Raw genomic sequence first — 16,799 nt, forward strand, 5'->3', positions numbered from 1 at the left:
ATATCTGAGAGAAAGGGAGACTTGGGTGCTAACTTATGCTGGAGCTCTGCCATTTTTGACTATATTATGGTAAAATGAAAGTTATATCAAATGAATGACATAAAGTTGACCGGTTCGTTTTTGTAAGGGCCGGTCATGGATAAAAAGAGGGATCAAACATGGCTAAACAAACTTTTGAGATGACCTTTGCAGGACGCCCGCTTGTCGTTGAAGTTGGGCAGGTAGCCAAGCAGGCTAATGGTGCTGTCGTCGTGCGTTATGGAGATACAACTGTATTATCAACAGCTGTTATGTCTAAAAAGATGGCAACGGCAGATTTCTTTCCTTTACAGGTTAATTACGAGGAAAAAATGTATGCAGCTGGCAAGTTCCCGGGGGGCTTTAACAAGCGTGAGGGTCGCCCTTCAACAGATGCCACTTTGACTGCTCGCCTCATTGATCGTCCTATTCGTCCTATGTTTGCGGAGGGCTTTCGTAACGAAGTTCAGGTCATTAACACGGTCCTCTCTTATGATGAGAATGCTAGTGCTCCGATGGCGGCTATGTTTGGGAGTTCTTTAGCCCTTTCTATCTCTGATATTCCTTTCAATGGTCCAATTGCTGGGGTTCAAGTGGCCTATGCTGCAGAAGATTTCATCATCAACCCAAGTGCAGCGGATAAGGAAGTTTCACTTTTAGATTTGACAGTGGCAGGTACCAAGGAAGCTATCAATATGGTAGAGTCAGGTGCTCAGGAATTGTCTGAGGATATTATGTTGCAAGCACTCTTGAAGGGACATGAGGCTATTCAAGAGTTGGTTGATTTCCAAAATTATATCGTTGCAGCTGTTGGTAAGGAAAAGGCTGAGGTTGAACTTCTACAAGTTGATGCTGATTTAAAAGTCGAAATCGAAACAGCTTATTATGATCAATTAGCTAAGGCTGTTCAGGTGGAAGAAAAACTGGCGCGTGAAGCAGCAACCCAGGCTGTAAAAGAAGAGGTCCTCGCCTCTTATCAAGAACGCTTTGCAGAAGATGAAGATAAGGAAACTATTCTGCGTGATGTAGCAGAAATCCTTGAGCAGATGGAACATGCTGAAGTGCGCCGTTTGATTACAGAAGACAAGGTTCGTCCAGATGGCCGTCGTGTGGATGAAATCCGTCCTTTGGACGCAGAGATTGACTTTCTTCCTAAGGTTCATGGTTCAGGTCTCTTTACACGTGGTCAAACTCAAGCCTTGTCAGTTTTGACTTTGGCACCTATGAGTGATACACAACTTGTTGATGGTTTGGATCCAGAGTATAAGAAACGTTTCCTTCACCACTATAATTTCCCTCAGTATTCAGTGGGTGAGACAGGGCGTTATGGTGCACCAGGACGACGTGAAATAGGTCACGGAGCCTTAGGTGAACGTGCCCTTGCTCAGGTTCTTCCAAGTGTTGAAGAGTTCCCTTATGCTATCCGTTTGGTAGCAGAAGTCTTGGAGTCAAATGGTTCTTCCTCACAAGCCTCTATTTGTGCAGGAACCTTGGCTCTTATGGCTGGTGGTGTACCGATTAAGGCGCCTGTTGCAGGGATAGCCATGGGGCTTATCTCAGATGGTACTAACTACACTGTCCTGACTGATATTCAAGGTTTAGAAGACCATTTTGGAGATATGGACTTTAAAGTAGCTGGTACACGTCAAGGAATTACAGCTCTTCAGATGGATATTAAGATTTCAGGCATTACACCTGCCATTCTCGAAGAGGCTTTGGCTCAAGCCAAGGTAGCTCGTTTTGAGATTCTTGACGTTATTGAGTCAGCAATCGCTGAGCCACGTCCAGAATTGGCACCAACAGCGCCTAAGATTGACAGTATTCAGATTCCTGTTGACAAGATTAAGGTTGTCATCGGTAAAGGTGGCGAAACGATTGACAAGATTATCGCTGAGACTGGTGTCACTATCGATATCGATGAAGAAGGTCTTGTTCAGATTTTCTCTAGTGATCAGGATGCCATTAACCGTGCTAAAGCTATCATCTCCGATCTTGTACGTGAAGCTAAGGTTGGAGAGGTTTACACTGTACCAGTTGTGCGTATTGAAAAGTTCGGTGCCTTTGTTCACCTCTTTAATAAGACAGATGCTCTTGTCCACATCTCAGAACTAGCTTGGGAACGCACTGAGCGTGTCGAAGATGTGGTTAAGGTTGGGGATATGGTAACTGTTAAAATTATCAAGATCGATGAAAAAGGACGTATCGATGCCTCAATCAAGACCTTGCTCCCTAAGCCTGAAAAGATTGAGGACGTGGAAAATAAAGGAGAGCATCGTCACCGCCGTCGTTCTCATCACAAACCACGCCACCATAATGAAAATGGTGAAGTACCGAAAAATCCTGATAAATCAGAAACGAAAGAACAGATAGAAGAATGACAGAAAATCAAGAATTGCAAGCTTTTGATGAAACTCTAAAAGAATTTTTAAAGGAACCAGACCACTTTTTGACCAATTTGGCTTTGGATAATCACTTACAACGTACTCCCGTCTTGGCTGCCCAAGACCTCTACGCAGTTGAAGTGGAAGGCAAGAAGGTTGTTCCTGTCTTCACTAGTGAACAGGACTTACAATCTTTCAAAGCTACTCAAGAGAGTGCTCGAGAACAGACTTGGATAGAACGTTCAAGCTTAGATATCCTAACACAACTGGTTCAGGCAGAGCTTTTTGGTATTGCTTTCAATTTAAAAGAGGATGGTGATTTCTCAAATACCACTCTGTTTGCAAGCAGTGAACTTATCCAGTTTATCAACTATTTCACTCAGACGCTCAATAACCTTTTGGGTGAGGAAAATCAAAAGGCGGATCCTGAAGATAAGATTTATCTTGTCCCAGCCTTCATTCACAAACGCGAGGAAGATGGTCAGGATGACCGTCTCTTTGCGACCATGTCGAATGCAGAGGGACAGAGTTATGTGCCTGTGTTTACGAACTTAACGAGCTTTGCAAAATGGTACGGTAACGAAACTTTTGGCCTACCTTTCCGTAAGGCTAAAGGGACGATTTTACAATGGCCACTGTCAGAAATTTACCAGCCTTCAACAGGTGAAAATGAGTTGGATAAGGTTCAAGGTATTGTCATCAATCCGTTTGATGAGCAGCCTGAGTTAGTCGACTGGTCTTATTTTGAAGGGGATAGCGAGTAGACCTAGTGTTCACAGCTCTTCACTTTAAAGAATAGTAGGGCCACAACAAACAATAATAGCAATAATGATGTAAGGAGTGACCTAAATGGGTTGGTGGAAAGAAAGTATTGATATAGTAAAGAAAAATGACCCAGCAGCTCGGACGAGTCTGGAGGTTCTTTTAACCTACCCTGGATTAAAAGCCTTGGCTGCTCATCGTATCTCACATTTTCTCTGGCGCCACCATTGTCGACTCTTAGCGCGTATGCATAGTCAGTTTTGGCGCTTCTGGACTCAAATCGAGATTCACCCAGGGGCTCAGATTGCTGAAGGTGTTTTCATTGACCATGGCTCAGGCCTTGTCATTGGTGAGACAGCTGTTGTGGAGAAGGGTGCTATGCTTTACCACGGTGTCACTTTAGGTGGTACTGGTAAAGATGTCGGAAAACGTCACCCAACCGTTCGTGAGGGTGCCTTGGTTTCAGCCCATGCTCAGGTCATAGGCCCTATTGAGATTGGAAAGAATTCTAAGGTCGGTGCGGCAGCTGTGGTTGTTGCGGATGTCCCAGAAGATGTTACAGTCGTTGGTGTTCCTGCTAAGGTTGTGCGTGTTCATGGTCAAAAGGACGAAGAAGTTATCCACGATATTGAAGAAGGACGTGAATACTATAGCGAAAAGCTAGAAGACCTTCTAAAAGCAGCTAGCTTCCACTCATCACGGCTATAAGGAAAGGAAACGATGAAACTCTTTAGTTCAAAGGTGACTCGATTGACGGTCGTGGGCCCTCTTGCCCTTGTTTACATTGCTTTACATAGAGCAGACTATAGCATGGCAGCCTTGTGGTTTTGCATTGCTCTTTTATGGGCTGGTCTTGTTTTTAAGCAACGTCACAAGTAATACTTGAGTTATGAAAAATTTATTCAAAAACAATCCTTTTTTGGTTTTCTATATAGTTGGGAGTTTCCTTTCAGCTATGTCTCTCTTGGCTCAAGGTCAGCTAGTTGCGGCTATATGGATTATCATTCTTGTGATACTCTTGTGTTTATACCTAAACCATATCAAGGATAAAAAATAGTTTCCAGTTAATTGAAAGGAATCTCTAGTGATTAAAATTTATGATACGATGACGCGTTCGCTCCGTGATTTTGTACCTTTGACAGAAAATGTTGTCAATATGTATGTCTGCGGACCAACAGTTTACAATTATATTCATATCGGAAATGCCCGTTCAGCAGTAGCTTTTGATACTATTCGTCGTTATTTTGAGTATTGTGGCTACACAGTCAACTATATTTCTAACTTTACGGATGTAGATGATAAGATTATCAAGGCAGCCAATGAAGCTGGCATTTCAACTAAAGAATTGTCGGACAAGTTTATCGCGGCTTTTATGGAAGATACTGCACAGCTTGGCATTAAACCAGCGACACAAAATCCTCGTGTTATTAACTACATGGATGAAATCATTGCATTTGTGTCAACCTTGGTTGACAAAGGTTTTGCCTATGTCTCTGAAGGTGATGTTTACTTCCGAGTAGCTAAGTCAAACAACTATGCTAAATTAGCTAACAAGACTTTGGAAGATCTTGAAATTGGTGCAAGCGGACGTACGGATGCTGAAACAGAACGTAAGGAGAATCCTCTGGATTTTGCCCTTTGGAAAGCTGCCAAAGAGGGAGAAGTTTCTTGGGACAGCCCGTGGGGACCTGGTCGTCCTGGTTGGCACATCGAATGTTCAGTTATGGCGACTGAAATCCTTGGAGATACCATCGACATCCATGGTGGAGGGGCAGACCTTGAGTTTCCACACCATACCAATGAAATTGCTCAATCAGAAGCCAAAACTGGCAAGACCTTCGCCAACTACTGGATGCACAACGGTTTTGTCAATGTGGACAATGAGAAAATGTCAAAATCCTTAGGTAACTTTGTAACGGTTCATGATATGCTTAAGACAGTCGATGGTCAAGTGCTTCGCTTCTTCCTAGCAACACAACAGTACCGTAAGCCAATTAACTTTACTGAAAAAGCTATTCATGATGCTGAAGTCAATCTTAAGTATTTGAAAAACACCCACAGTCTTCCCTTGACAGATCAGGTGAATCAAGATGAGTTGCAAACTTATCTTGAAGCCTTCCAAGAAGCTATGGATGATGACTTTAATACAGCGAATGGTGTGACTGTTCTGTTTGACATGGCCAAATGGATTAATTCAGGCAATTATGACCAAACCGTTAAGGATGCTTTTGAAAAAATGCTCCAAGTCTTCGGTATTGTTTTCGAAGAAGAAGTTCTTGATGAAGATATCGAAAAACTCATTGAAGAGCGTCAAGCAGCGCGGGCCAACAAAGACTTTGCGACAGCAGACCGCATTCGCGATGAGTTAGCTGCTCAAGGTATCAAACTTCTTGATACCAAGGATGGTGTGAGGTGGACACGTGACTAAACACCTTGATGTCAACCTTATTAATGGTATTGCTCTCGCTTTTGAGGGAGATGCTGTTTATTCCTTGTACATTCGCCGTCACCTGATTTTTCAAGGTCAGACCAAGCCAAATCAATTGCACCGTCTAGCTACACGCTATGTGTCGGCAAAGGCGCAAGCTAGTCTCATTGAAAAAATGCTAGAGCAAGAGCTTTTGACTGAAAAAGAGCTAGATATCTATAAACGAGGTCGTAATGCGAATAGCCATACCAAGGCTAAAAATACAGATGTCATTACCTACAAAATGTCAACAGGCTTCGAAGCAGTCATGGGCTATCTTCATATGACCGAGGATATTGCTCGCTTAGAGGAACTAATTGCTTGGTGTATTGACGAAGTTGAAAAAGAAATCTAAAAATTCTGCCGAGAGCAGGATTTTTTGTTATTTAAAGGCTATAAAAATTGTGACAATTAGTTGAAGCTTCAAAATTTAGATTATTTGAGAATCAAAGTAATTCAGCGATTTGACAATAAAAAATAAGATGAAACTAATATTTAGTACCTTAAAAATGAGAAAGCCAAGAGATGTCTGACACGTGTAAAAACCTGATATTATAGCGTTTTTTAATAAAACTAATTTGACAGAAAGTAAAAAAAAAGTCTATAATATTAGTAAATGAGACCATAAAAAATGAGGAGGTGAATGGAAATAGCTAAGAAAAAAGTTTTCTATACAACTTTTGCTGCTTTGATTTTATCTAGCTTTACGCTTCAAACAGGTAAAGCAGATGAGGTTCAGGTAAAACCTGATGAAGCTAAAATAGATTATGTTAATAGTGAGGCACCGGCTCCAGTTGCTCCTCAGGCTGATTTTTCTTCAGTAGGAGCTAAGGCAGAGCCAGCGAGTCAAGTAAGTTCAGTAGTGACCTCAACGTCACTGATGGTTGTCTCTTCAAGTGAGACAGATGAGGGGCTTCTTGAGGTACATTCTCAAGTTGATATCGTGGAGACTAGCGTTTCTACGACTTCATCTCATTCAGAAGAGGCTCGTGCCCAAGCTTTTGGTGAGGATCGATCAGTAGCGACATCTGAACGAGGAGATGCAAATCCAACATCTGATTCTGAACAAGCTAAACCAAATATTGTGCTTACTTATGATAAGTCTCGTGAGGCTACAGCGACTGCAGAGTCTCAAGCTGTAACTTCAATGTATAAGAGTGAAAGCACACTATATACATCCGAACTTGCTGGAAATACACATGCAGTTATTGAAAAATCAGAGTATTCTTCATTGGATTCTCATAAGACATCTGTAAGTGCAACTCATACTAGCCAAGCTATTGCAACTTCTGAAGTCGCTTCTGAGTCTGCAAGTACTGCAAGTTCTCTTGCATCTACGGCTCCAGAAACGAGTCAGTTAAATAATAATTCAGAAGATAGCTTAACTGTCCTCACGATTGGCTGGAAAGATTCATCATCAACTTCTGAGGTCTTTGAAACTTCTGAAGTGGTTTCTATGTTGCAAAGTGAGAGTTTGACCTATTCGTCAGAGGTAACCTTTACGGATGGACTCATCTCAGAAATCTTAGCAACTCCAATCACGTCTGAAGTATACACCGTTGTTCCAAAACGAGACAGTACTGGAGCGCTTCTTGAAGATCAACCTGCTGTCACAGGGAATACAGACATTCTTTATTTAGCACGTGGTGAAATCTTTAACGTCAACTTTGATGTTAACAAGATGGAAGGTAAAAAGATTAAGGGGCTTAATCTAGTCCTTGATGGTAAACAAATTCATCATAGTTACTTTGTTGAAGGAACTTTGGATGAGGTCAATGCTGGTTTGAGTGCCTACCATTTGGCAGAGCAAACGACTGGTATTCATAAAATGACCTTTGAGTTGATTGATACGAATAACAATATTCATTACCTGACACAGACTTTTAGCGTATTCAATGAAGGCGAGCGTCCGGTGACACCTGATAGTTACCGTAGGAATCAGTATTCATCAACAACGACAACAACGACTGTACCGGTTACTTATAATACCAGTGCAAATAACTACACTGAAACCGCCAATCATATACAAGCTACGGCTGTTAATGAGTTGGCTGAGACAACTAGAGCGCTAACACAGCAATTGGCAGAACAAATTGCTGAGGTTTTGAGTGGTTGGTCTTCAGCGATTTCTGGAAATAGTTCAACAAGCACAGGTTCAATTGATATCTTCCAAGCGGCAGGTAAAACCATTACTCAAGCTGCGAGAAAGATTGCAGAATCAATCTCAGATCCAGATACAATTGGTAAGCAAGCTTTGGCTGCTGCAACTGTTGTTCTTGTTCTTCTAGTGCTTTACCTAGCAGCAATTACATTTATTTAACATGCTTTGCCCTCGTAAGAGGGCTTTTTTTATGATAGAATTAGCTTATGAAAACAACTAAAGAATCAAGTCTAGACATTGTTTATGGTGTGCACGCCGTAACAGAGAGTCTAGAAGCAAATACTGGTAATAAACTCTATATTCAAGATGATCTTCGAGGTAAAAATGTTGATGCCATTAAGGCCTTGGCAGCTGAAAAGAAGGTTTCCATCTCTTGGACACCTAAGAAAACCTTGTCTGATATGACAGGTGGGGCTGTGCATCAAGGTTTTGTTCTTCGTGTGTCAGAGTTCGCTTATTCTGAGCTCTCAGTTATTATGGATAAGGCTGAACAAGAGGAGAATCCTTTAGTCCTCATTTTAGATGGACTTAACGACCCTCATAACTTTGGTTCTATCCTACGTACAGCTGATGCTACTCAGGTGACAGGAGTTATTATTCCTAAGCATCGTGCTGTGGGGGTAACACCTGTCGTTGCCAAGACATCAACAGGGGCCGTGGAGCATATTCCCATTGCCCGAGTGACTAATCTTAGCCAAACTCTTGATAAGCTTAAAGAAGCAGGCTTCTGGGTGTTTGGAACGGATATGGATGGGACCCCATCTCATAAATGGAATACAGCTGGAAAGGTTGCCCTTATCATTGGTAATGAAGGTAAGGGAATCTCTGCTAACATCAAGAAACAAGTGGATGAGATGATTACTATACCCATGAGTGGTCATGTGCAGAGCCTTAATGCCAGTGTGGCAGCAGCAGTTCTCATGTATGAAGTTTATCGAAACCGATTGTAACTATGAAAAAAAGAATACTTCTAGTTGATGGTTATAATATGATTGCCTTTTGGCAAGAAACCCGTCAACTCTTTAAGACCAATCAGCTTGATGAAGCTCGTGAAACATTGCTTCGTAAGCTCAATCATTATGCTAACTTTGAACATATTGATATTATCTGTGTGTTTGATGCCCAGTTTGTTCCAGGAAGTCGTCAGCGTTATGATCAGTATCGTATCAGTGTTATTTTTACTGAGGAAGATGAGACAGCAGATAGCTATATTGAGCGCGCAGCGGCTGAGATGAATACTGTTCAAAATTTAGTTGAAGTAGCAACTAGTGACTTAAATGAACAGTGGGCTATCTTTTCACAAGGAGCTTTGCGTGTTTCGGCGCGTGAGTTGCAAGAGCGTGTCAATACTGTTAAGTCTGACTTAGACAAGATGTCGGCACATATTGACTTAAAGACACCAAAACTACGTCCATGGGACGATGCACAATTAGGGAAATTACAGGACCTTTTAAATGAAATAGAATAGAGGGACATATGACATTTAACATTTTGACAGATTCCACAGCAGATCTAGATGAAAAATGGGCTCAGGAGAATAAGGTAGAGCTCGTTGGTTTGACCATCACGCTTGATGATATTGCCTATGAGACCGTTGGTCCTAACCGTTTAACGAGTGACCGTCTCTTAGAACGTATGCAAGAAGGCAGTCAGCCCACCACAAGCCAGGTGAATGTTGGTCAATTTGAAGAGGTTTTTCGTCGTCATGCTAAAAATGGTGATGCTCTTCTCTATATTGCCTTCTCATCAGTGCTTTCAGGTACTTATCAAAGTGCTGTTATGGCGCGTGACATGATTTTGGATGAATACCCAGAAGCTGTCATTGAGATTGTAGATACTCTAGCGGCAGCAGGTGGGGAAGGTTATCTCTCTATCTTGGCGGCAGAAGCTCGTGACCAAGGTAAGGGCTTATCTGAAACGAAAGCTATGATTGAGGACATTCTGCCACGTTTACGGACTTATTTCTTAGTTGATGATCTCTACCATTTGATGCGTGGGGGTCGCCTTTCTAAGAGCTCAGCCATTATTGGTAGTTTGATTAATATCAAACCTCTCCTTTGGTTAGATGCTTCAGGCAAGTTGGTTCCTCTGGCCAAGATTCGTGGACGTAAAAAAGCTATTAAAGAAATGGTCCTACAAGCTACTCAGGATATTGGACATAGCACAGCAATTGTCGCTTATGCCAATGATATTGAAGCTGCGGAGAATCTAAAACAGGACTTGTTAGCAGTTGACGGCATTGAGCAAGTTCTCATTATGCCACTTGGGCCAGTCATCTCTACCCACGTCGGACCAGATACCTTGGCCGTCTTCACGATTGGTAAAGAAGCTAGATAGAAAAGTGTCAGATAGGATTTCCTATCTGATTTTTTGTTTTCTGAAATGATAGATTAATAGAATATAAAAAGATAATCTATACAAAATGAATGATATATTTGACATAACGTAAAATAATGCTATAATGAATCTAGAAAATGGAGGAAACAAAATGAAGAAGTCAAAGAAAAAAGTAGCTAGCACGATGGATGAACGTGCTCAGTTGATCAGCGGAGAATCTTCTGCTAGAGGTTATTGGATAGCCATGCTTGGTATGTTTGTAACGATTATGGTTGCTAGTAAGACACACTCCGTCGAATTAGTGCAGTCACTATTAATCATCACTTTCTTTGGTTCTATGTGCCTAGTATTAGTTCACAGCGTATCACGTAATGGGCATCCATGGTTGCTAGACAAAAAACTTGAGAAGAAGATGCTTATAATTTCCTGGGTAATGTGTTTTTTGGGAATTTTTATATTGCTAATGGGCCTCTTAAGTCTATTTCAGTCGTTTAAGATAGGGAAGAATCTTATGAGTAGTGTAGCATTTTTGACATTGGGTTTGACCCTTATTTGTGACTGCTGGGTTATTATTAAAAGAATCAAGAAGAACCGTCTGGAAGAACAGGAAGACGAAGAGTAGGTTTTTTAAATGAAAAATTTAAAAATGAAGTCAGCGCGTGTAGCAAAGGATCTCACTCAACAGGGGTTGGCAGATGCTATAGGAGTCTCTCGTCAGACTATCTCAGCTATTGAAAAGGGAGACTACAACCCGACTATAAATCTGTGTATTGCTATCTGCAAAACTCTGGACAAAACTTTAGACCAGCTTTTTTGGGAATCTGAGGATTAATTTGTACCCCCTTAGAGGTTAATTAGGTATGATTTCTAGTCTTACACCTTATAAAATTAGAGACTAAAAAAATACAAAAAATAAAAGAAAAACACCTCCAAATGACTTGCCTTGGACGTGTTTTTTTGATATTATGTTAAACGGTATTGTTTACCCCATTTGAAAGGCCCCGGAACCTTCCAAATACTTTTCGATGGGAAGGAACACCCATCACTCGTAAACAAAAATCGAACTATATATAGGAGAAATCATGAACAAAACAACATTTATGGCTAAACCAGGCCAAGTTGAACGTAAATGGTATGTCGTTGACGCAACTGATGTGCCACTTGGACGTCTTTCTGCAGTAGTTGCTAGCGTACTTCGCGGAAAAAACAAACCAACTTTCACACCACACACTGATACAGGTGACTTCGTAATCGTTATCAATGCTGAAAAAGTTAAATTGACTGGTAAAAAAGCAACTGATAAGATCTACTACACTCACTCAATGTACCCAGGTGGATTGAAACAAATCTCAGCAGGTGAACTTCGTTCTAAAAATGCTGTTCGTTTGATTGAAAAATCAGTTAAAGGTATGCTTCCACACAACACTCTTGGACGCGCACAAGGTATGAAATTGAAAGTCTTCGTTGGCGGTGAGCACACTCACGCTGCACAACAACCAGAAGTACTTGATATCTCAGGACTTATCTAATTCTAAGAGGAAAGGAGCACTAATATAATGGCACAAGCACAATATGCAGGTACAGGACGCCGTAAAAACGCCGTTGCACGCGTACGTTTGGTTCCAGGTACTGGTAAAATCACAGTTAACAAAAAAGATGTAGAAGAATACATCCCACACGCAGACCTTCGTCTCGTTATCAACCAACCTTTCGCAGTTACTTCAACTGAAGGTTCATACGACGTACACGTTAACGTTGTAGGTGGTGGATACGCTGGTCAATCAGGTGCGATCCGTCACGGTATCGCTCGTGCACTTCTTCAAGTAGATCCAGACTTCCGCGATTCATTGAAACGCGCTGGACTTCTTACTCGTGATGCACGTATGGTTGAACGTAAGAAACCAGGTCTTAAGAAAGCTCGTAAAGCTAGCCAGTTCTCAAAACGTTAATTCGTTACTGGACAGCAGAGTCCAAACGAAAACACTTTGCAACTTGCAAGGTGTTTTTTTGTATGAGAATTGGCGGTGCGCAATTAGGATAGTTCTAGCGACTTTAGTCGCATAGAGATATGCTATGCATAGTTGCCCCAAGAAAATAAGCGAAGCGACATTTGATTGGATGGCAACCACTGCACTCAAAACGTTAATCAATACGATTATATCAACGTTTCAACGTACTCACAGGTTTGCCCTATGGGTGCTTTTTTGTATAGATTTCTGAAAAATTGTTCAAAATCTTACTAGAGTTTTGTCTTCATCTTGAAATTCTGACAACAATGTGATATATTTATAACAGATAAGGTGTGATGTATTTATAACATGATGAAAGAAGGTGACGAAAATGAAAATGTCGAAGAACTTAAAGATAATCCTTTATATCGCTAGCGTGCTTATTGTCGTATGTTTAGTTTTATTGCTGGGGAATCACCTACCGATTCTAGCAAAAGGTGCTATTATGACGATGTCTTGGCTTCCTACGTATTTGGCTTGTACGATGCAATCGGTCCTCTCAAAATCAACCTATCAAAAGAAAGAGAAAAATATGTTTGGGATTACTGCAAAATTATATACAGTGCTTGTACTTCTCTCGTCATCGATCTATACAATTGGAGTTTGGCTTCTAACTCCTGGTTCTTTGATTAAGAATATAATGTTAGGAATTGGATTAAGTGTTCAATTGTTATTAATGTTTTACTTCTTATTCAAGAGAATTAATGAAGAACCTGATGAACGATTTTATAGAAATATTGAAAAGTCCTCTTCCATTTTGTTTATAATAGCAATCTTTATATTATTGGGAATTGCAACCTTGATAGCCGTCTGTAAAGTTTTCGTTTTGAATGCTGGATTTCTTTATATTTTGGTGGCTTTTTTACTCTTATTATTTGCCATTACTTACTTTATCATTGAAAAAAGGGGATGAAATATGGCGAAAGAAAGTAAAATAAAGACTAACTTGAAAGAAGTAAGGGAAGCTTATGGTATGACTCAACAAGATTTAGCAGATCAAGTAGGAATACGGAGAGAAACGATTGTTCACTTAGAAAATAACCGCTACAACCCTTCGTTGGAAATGGCTTTAAAAATAGCACAGGTCTTTAATAAACAAGTGGAAGAACTATTTCGTCTGAAATAAGAGAAGTAAAACAATCCAATTGATTTGTGTATTAGTTTTTTGGAGACTTGTTATTCTGAGAAGAGGTCTTGGTAAGAGGGAGTGTTTTCAAAGGAATTTTCTTGACTTCACCTTAGTTGAAACGCTTTTAAAAATAAGATAATAGTTTATTTTTCAAGCATTTTAACCCAATAATAGAACTTTTTAGGCAGAAATGTTTTTAAAAATGCTAATGTTTCTCTAATATATTCGGTTTTTAGGCCCTGCATATTATGTAGTTATCATACAAAAGCGCTCAGAGTGAATGAGTACATTCATTTGAAAGATGATATTGTTATATACTTCAAACATATTATCAGTAAAGGGTTTTATACATCTATTAAATATCTCTTGATTTTTGGCCAAAAAACTTCACATAATAATGAATGTATATTTTACAAATTATGCTTTTATATATGATTTAAATTTGTATTTAAACTTAGCAGAGGACATAATAAATTACCTAAAATAACATTAAAATTAAAAATGATTAATTATTACTGTTTGGTAACAGACTTCAAAAACCCTTTGTTTGTAGGAATTGTAGGATATATTAAAAATTTAAAAAAGTTTTTAAAAATTGTTGACATATCTCTAGATAGTGTTATAATCTATAGATGTCAGGGAGGTCCTGATACTAAATATATAATAATCCATTAGAGGAGAAACAATTATGAAAAAAGTATTGCTTACATCAGCTGCAGTTCTTGCAGTATTCGCTTCATCAGCAGCAGTTTTCGCTAACGACGGTAACGTTCACACTGGAAACCTTGATAACAAAACTGAAGCAACTGGTGGTGACTTCTTCACAAACAACGAAGGTGGTCTTACTCAAGCTGCTAAAGATGGTCTTAACAACGTTGACGCAGATTCAACTAAACAAAAATTTGAAGATGCTGGTGAACACATCGAACCAAAACGTGATGCTAACGGAAACATCATCAAAGATGAATTTGTAGTTACTGATAAAGCTAACGCTAACAAAGATGCTAAAGAAGAAGCTAAAGCTGTTAAAGCTGCAGAAAAGAAAGCTCCAGCAGCTAAAGCTGAAGCTAAAGCTCTTCCAAACACAGCAGCTGTTAAATAATTAACTGTTATTGCTAAAAAGAATATCACTGGAGCTTAAGCTTCGGTGATATTTTTCTATGGATAAAGAAAAGGATTTGACATTTCATGAGTAATCACAATCGTAAATCTAATGGATCTCGCAATAAACTGATTGCTGGGATTTCTGCCGTAGTAATTGCTGCTTTGGCAATTTTCCTTGGCTTCCAGTTTATGTCTCCAACAGCATCATCCTCTAATGGTGTTAAGAGTGTTTTAACGACTAAAAAAGCAAACACTTATAAAGTTTCAGATGAGGAGAAAGCCTACCTCAAAAATAAATTTGATGGTCTTGAGGCAACAAACCCTGATACTATCGCTTATGTCTATGCACCAGGGACTAAATTGGATGAGCCGGTTGTTCAAACAACGGACAATTCAACCTATTTAGATAAAACATTCGATGGAGGAAACGTTCCATATTTGGGAACTGTCTTCATGGATACAGACAATAAGAAAGATTTCAGTGATCGTTTGACTTGGCTCTTCGGCCATGCTCGAGGCAGTAAGGTTGCTGATAGTCGTATGTTCAACGATGTTAACTACTATAGTGATCAGTCGTTCTTTGATAAACACAAATATGTTGTTATTGAGACGCCTCAACGTAAGTACTATTATGAAGCGCTTGCTATGGTAATTGTGCCTGAAGACACAGCTTTCTATCGTACATCATTTGAAAGCGATAAAGACTTTAAACAACAGTTGGATATTATCTATGATCAAGCAAGTGTTAAAAACAAGGATTTGAAGGTTAGTGCTTCAGATAAATACCTCGTTCTTTCTACTTGTCGTGAGGAAGATGAAACGATTCGTGCCAATCTCTACTTACGTCAAATTCCAGACTCTGAAATGTCTGATTTTGTAGCTAAACATGGTAAAGATTTGGAATACACACCAACACGCTAATTATTAACAGAACTCTACTTCAGTATGAAGTAGAGTTTTTATCTTGTCTAAGAAAACTGATCTTTTCAATCGTCGTGGAATTGAGATGTAACCGTTTATTAATCTTTTTTATCATCAATGGATAAGTTTTTTTGGTACACTAGAAGTATGAAAAAGGAGAGTATTATGAAACAGAGCCAGGCTAAAAAGCGTGACAATGCGATGACTAATAAGATTTTGATGGGGTTAATTGCTCTTGTCTTAGGTTTGCTTTTTCTTGAGATTTTAATTGTTCATAGTAAGAACGAACAGCAAAAGAATGCCTCGAACCAGGTACAGACAGCACGTATCATGGCTAATGGGGACTTGCTCTATCATGACGGTCTCTATATGAGTGCCCTGCAGGCAGATGGTAGCTATGATTTCACGGAGAATTTTACTTATGTGAAGCCGTGGTTAAAGCAGGCTGATTTGGTTTTGGGTGATTTTGAGGGAACTATCAATCCTGACTATCCTTTGTCAGGCTATCCTCTGTTTAATGCTCCTCAATCAGTGACCGCAGCTATTAAGGATGCTGGCTATGATGTTATGGATTTGGCTCATAATCATATCTTGGATTCTGGTTTAGAGGGAGCTTTTACAACAGCTGATGCTTTTAAAAAAGTAGGAATTGATCCTGTTGGTGTTTATGAAAAGCCAGTTCGTGACAAGGCGCCACTCCTCATCAAGAATGTTAATGGTATCAAGGTTGCAATACTTTCCTATGCTTATGGTTACAATGGCCTAGAGTCGAACTTGACGGATAAAGAGGTTGCAGACCACTTATCGAATTTGGATGAAAAACGTATGAAAGCTGAGATTCAGCGTGCGGAAAAAGAAGCAGATATCACGGTTATTATGCCTCAGATGGGTGTTGAGTATCGTTTGGAACCGACAGATGAACAGGTTAAACTCTATCATAAGATGATTGATTGGGGTGCCGATATTATCTTTGGAGGTCATCCTCATGTGGTTGAGCCTTCAGAGGTGGTTAAAAAGGATGGGCAGCAAAAACTTATTATTTACTCAATGGGGAATTTTATCTCTAACCAGCGCATAGAGACTATGGATGGTGTGGATAGTGCAGAGTGGACAGAGAGAGGTGTCTTAATGGATGTGACCCTTGAGAAAAAGAATGGTCAAACCACGATTAAGACGGCTCAAGCACATCCGACTTGGGTTAACCGTACGCCTAAAGGAACAACTTCGCCAGAGGGGTATCCTTTGTATACTTACCAAACTTATATTTTAGAGGATTTCATTAAAGGTGGTAAATATAGAAATAAACTAGATGAAGAGACCAAAGAACGTATCGATACTGCCTATAAAGAAATGAATGCCCATGTTAATTTAAAATGGAAATAAAGCTAAGATATCGCCTAAATTTGGCGGTATTTTTTGTTTATCGACAAGTTACCCACAGACTTATCCACAGGTGTGGATAAGTCTGTTAACTGTGTTGAATATTGATTTTTCAAGGTTTTAAAAGAAG

The 16,799-nt window shown here is 39.8% G+C and carries 18 protein-coding genes; all 18 read left to right on the forward strand.

Annotation, left to right across the window (positions count from 1 at the left end):
- Window positions 1-158: 158 nt before the first annotated feature.
- The 18 genes from pnp (at window position 159) to NYE32_RS00620 (ending at window position 16,672) form a co-directional block, all read left to right on the forward strand.
- Window positions 159-2,396, forward strand: coding sequence for a polyribonucleotide nucleotidyltransferase (gene pnp / locus NYE32_RS00535; RefSeq protein ID WP_037599750.1), 2,238 nt, complete (start codon window positions 159-161; stop codon window positions 2,394-2,396).
- Window positions 2,393-3,163: an SseB family protein gene (locus NYE32_RS00540; protein WP_037599748.1), complete on the forward strand. Its 771-nt coding sequence runs from the start codon at window positions 2,393-2,395 to the stop codon at window positions 3,161-3,163. Before pnp ends, NYE32_RS00540 begins: the two co-directional genes overlap by 4 nt.
- A gap of 85 nt (window positions 3,164-3,248) precedes the next feature.
- On the forward strand, window positions 3,249-3,869 hold the full coding sequence (gene cysE, locus NYE32_RS00545) for a serine O-acetyltransferase (RefSeq protein ID WP_014633706.1): 621 nt from the start codon (window positions 3,249-3,251) through the stop codon (window positions 3,867-3,869).
- Window positions 3,870-4,245: 376 nt separating this feature from the next.
- Complete coding sequence (gene cysS / locus NYE32_RS00550) at window positions 4,246-5,589, forward strand: cysteine--tRNA ligase (protein WP_173018066.1); 1,344 nt, start codon at window positions 4,246-4,248, stop codon at window positions 5,587-5,589.
- Complete coding sequence (locus NYE32_RS00555) at window positions 5,582-5,983, forward strand: Mini-ribonuclease 3 (protein ID WP_002886359.1); 402 nt, start codon at window positions 5,582-5,584, stop codon at window positions 5,981-5,983. The genes cysS and NYE32_RS00555 overlap by 8 nt, the downstream gene beginning before the upstream one ends.
- Before the next feature lie 288 nt (window positions 5,984-6,271).
- Window positions 6,272-7,948 (forward strand): hypothetical protein, encoded by a 1,677-nt coding sequence (locus tag NYE32_RS00560; RefSeq protein WP_195436086.1) that lies wholly within the window; start codon window positions 6,272-6,274, stop codon window positions 7,946-7,948.
- Window positions 7,949-7,995: 47 nt separating this feature from the next.
- A complete protein-coding gene (gene rlmB, locus NYE32_RS00565; protein ID WP_002886369.1) occupies window positions 7,996-8,739 on the forward strand; it encodes a 23S rRNA (guanosine(2251)-2'-O)-methyltransferase RlmB in 744 nt (247 codons plus the stop codon).
- 2 nt (window positions 8,740-8,741) lie between these two features.
- Window positions 8,742-9,257, forward strand: a complete 516-nt coding sequence (locus tag NYE32_RS00570; protein WP_060973211.1) for an NYN domain-containing protein — start codon at window positions 8,742-8,744, stop codon at window positions 9,255-9,257.
- An 8-nt stretch (window positions 9,258-9,265) separates the two neighbouring features.
- A complete protein-coding gene (locus NYE32_RS00575) occupies window positions 9,266-10,126 on the forward strand; it encodes a DegV family protein (RefSeq protein WP_339157037.1) in 861 nt (286 codons plus the stop codon).
- A 124-nt stretch (window positions 10,127-10,250) separates the two neighbouring features.
- Window positions 10,251-10,748, forward strand: a complete 498-nt coding sequence (locus tag NYE32_RS00580; protein WP_260319155.1) for a hypothetical protein — start codon at window positions 10,251-10,253, stop codon at window positions 10,746-10,748.
- Between the two features lie 9 nt (window positions 10,749-10,757).
- Window positions 10,758-10,958: a helix-turn-helix transcriptional regulator gene (locus NYE32_RS00585; protein ID WP_002886373.1), complete on the forward strand. Its 201-nt coding sequence runs from the start codon at window positions 10,758-10,760 to the stop codon at window positions 10,956-10,958.
- 250 nt (window positions 10,959-11,208) lie between these two features.
- The gene (rplM, locus tag NYE32_RS00590; protein ID WP_002886374.1) at window positions 11,209-11,655 is read left to right on the forward strand and encodes a 50S ribosomal protein L13; all 447 of its coding nucleotides are present in this window, start codon (window positions 11,209-11,211) and stop codon (window positions 11,653-11,655) included.
- 27 nt (window positions 11,656-11,682) lie between these two features.
- Complete coding sequence (gene rpsI / locus NYE32_RS00595; RefSeq protein WP_002888293.1) at window positions 11,683-12,075, forward strand: 30S ribosomal protein S9; 393 nt, start codon at window positions 11,683-11,685, stop codon at window positions 12,073-12,075.
- A gap of 391 nt (window positions 12,076-12,466) precedes the next feature.
- The gene (locus tag NYE32_RS00600) at window positions 12,467-13,048 is read left to right on the forward strand and encodes a hypothetical protein (RefSeq protein ID WP_195436069.1); all 582 of its coding nucleotides are present in this window, start codon (window positions 12,467-12,469) and stop codon (window positions 13,046-13,048) included.
- Between the two features lie 3 nt (window positions 13,049-13,051).
- On the forward strand, window positions 13,052-13,261 hold the full coding sequence (locus NYE32_RS00605) for a helix-turn-helix transcriptional regulator (RefSeq protein ID WP_002886384.1): 210 nt from the start codon (window positions 13,052-13,054) through the stop codon (window positions 13,259-13,261).
- A 691-nt stretch (window positions 13,262-13,952) separates the two neighbouring features.
- Window positions 13,953-14,366, forward strand: a complete 414-nt coding sequence (locus NYE32_RS00610; RefSeq protein WP_002889684.1) for an LPKTxAVK-anchored surface protein — start codon at window positions 13,953-13,955, stop codon at window positions 14,364-14,366.
- A gap of 86 nt (window positions 14,367-14,452) precedes the next feature.
- Window positions 14,453-15,289 (forward strand): class B sortase, LPKTxAVK-specific, encoded by an 837-nt coding sequence (srtB, locus tag NYE32_RS00615; RefSeq protein WP_002889691.1) that lies wholly within the window; start codon window positions 14,453-14,455, stop codon window positions 15,287-15,289.
- A gap of 165 nt (window positions 15,290-15,454) precedes the next feature.
- A complete protein-coding gene (locus tag NYE32_RS00620) occupies window positions 15,455-16,672 on the forward strand; it encodes a CapA family protein (protein ID WP_060973120.1) in 1,218 nt (405 codons plus the stop codon).
- Window positions 16,673-16,799 lie beyond the last annotated feature (127 nt).

The organism is Streptococcus sp. FSL R7-0248, from assembly GCF_037967965.1.
Taxonomy (GTDB): domain Bacteria; phylum Bacillota; class Bacilli; order Lactobacillales; family Streptococcaceae; genus Streptococcus.

Bases quoted from the DNA above. Each gene is read 5' to 3' on its own strand.
- pnp (WP_037599750.1), top strand. From the start codon at position 159: ATGGCTAAACAAACTTTTGAGATGACCTTTGCAGGACGCCCGCTTGTC.
- NYE32_RS00540 (WP_037599748.1), top strand. From the start codon at position 2,393: ATGACAGAAAATCAAGAATTGCAAGCTTTTGATGAAACTCTAAAAGAA.
- cysE (WP_014633706.1), top strand. From the start codon at position 3,249: ATGGGTTGGTGGAAAGAAAGTATTGATATAGTAAAGAAAAATGACCCA.
- NYE32_RS00560 (WP_195436086.1), top strand. From the start codon at position 6,272: ATGGAAATAGCTAAGAAAAAAGTTTTCTATACAACTTTTGCTGCTTTG.
- rlmB (WP_002886369.1), top strand. From the start codon at position 7,996: ATGAAAACAACTAAAGAATCAAGTCTAGACATTGTTTATGGTGTGCAC.
- NYE32_RS00570 (WP_060973211.1), top strand. From the start codon at position 8,742: ATGAAAAAAAGAATACTTCTAGTTGATGGTTATAATATGATTGCCTTT.
- NYE32_RS00575 (WP_339157037.1), top strand. From the start codon at position 9,266: ATGACATTTAACATTTTGACAGATTCCACAGCAGATCTAGATGAAAAA.
- NYE32_RS00580 (WP_260319155.1), top strand. From the start codon at position 10,251: ATGAATCTAGAAAATGGAGGAAACAAAATGAAGAAGTCAAAGAAAAAA.
- NYE32_RS00585 (WP_002886373.1), top strand. From the start codon at position 10,758: ATGAAAAATTTAAAAATGAAGTCAGCGCGTGTAGCAAAGGATCTCACT.
- rplM (WP_002886374.1), top strand. From the start codon at position 11,209: ATGAACAAAACAACATTTATGGCTAAACCAGGCCAAGTTGAACGTAAA.
- rpsI (WP_002888293.1), top strand. From the start codon at position 11,683: ATGGCACAAGCACAATATGCAGGTACAGGACGCCGTAAAAACGCCGTT.
- NYE32_RS00600 (WP_195436069.1), top strand. From the start codon at position 12,467: ATGAAAATGTCGAAGAACTTAAAGATAATCCTTTATATCGCTAGCGTG.
- NYE32_RS00605 (WP_002886384.1), top strand. From the start codon at position 13,052: ATGGCGAAAGAAAGTAAAATAAAGACTAACTTGAAAGAAGTAAGGGAA.
- NYE32_RS00610 (WP_002889684.1), top strand. From the start codon at position 13,953: ATGAAAAAAGTATTGCTTACATCAGCTGCAGTTCTTGCAGTATTCGCT.
- srtB (WP_002889691.1), top strand. From the start codon at position 14,453: ATGAGTAATCACAATCGTAAATCTAATGGATCTCGCAATAAACTGATT.
- NYE32_RS00620 (WP_060973120.1), top strand. From the start codon at position 15,455: ATGAAACAGAGCCAGGCTAAAAAGCGTGACAATGCGATGACTAATAAG.